At 45.6% G+C, this 768-nt stretch carries 1 protein-coding gene; it reads right to left on the bottom strand.

Going from position 1 to position 768, the window contains the following annotated elements; all coding sequences use genetic code 11:
• A partial coding sequence (locus A3756_RS00405) for a DUF2806 domain-containing protein (protein ID WP_156490130.1) occupies positions 1-697 on the bottom strand: 697 nt, incomplete at its 3' end.
• Positions 698-768 lie beyond the last annotated feature (71 nt).

Below are 768 nucleotides of genomic sequence, written 5' to 3'. Positions count from 1 at the left end.
CGGTAAAGTCGTGGCTAACACTATGTCGCGTTTTACGGTAATAAAACTCGTAGCCAACTAGTAGCTCACTAGGGTCTCTTGCAATCATACCTGCATTGACGCAGTGTGATAGTAGGCGCAGCTCGGAAAATATATCATCTTCCTTCGTTAAGCTGTTGTTGGCGCGAAACACAAAAGGGTGACCGTTATGGCCGATAAAGGCATAGTTGGAAACCTTCTTAAAGGCAGTAATTTCCCAAGCGTCACAATGGTATAGAAAGTTCAGGCTACGCTTGGAGATTGAATGAGGTCGTTTTAGCTCACAAAGTAGAGCTCTGGCCCAGAGGCTTTGCATTGGGCTGCTACTAACATTCTGGGCGTAGTCAAAGAATATATTTGCCCAATCTGAATCTACGGATTTAGCCGTAACTTTTTGTCCTAGTATACCGGAAGCAATTGCTAATATTGCTTCAATATTTGCTTGTCTTAGGGTTTCCTGGTGCCTGATTCGAGCATGAGTGCGCTCATTGAGGCTGGCAAAAGCAACATCGGTTTCAACATAGATCGGCTCGTCTGCTTCATCACTCGCCTTATCGCTGGCCAGGTCACGAACAACAGTGCCATTGGCGCGATAGTATCCGCCCATGGACTTGGTGCACAGTGCCACGAGTTTGGACCATGTTCCGATTTGTTTTTTCTTTCCTTTAGAACCGTGCAAGCTTTTGGCCCCTAACTGGACTCTGTTTAATTCGGTGAATAAAACATGCCAGGTGACGTTATATTTGTATG

The organism is Oleiphilus sp. HI0086 (genome assembly GCF_001635225.1).
The sequence above is the reverse complement of the archived record's forward strand: the minus strand, read 5'-3'. Positions and strand labels throughout refer to the sequence as shown.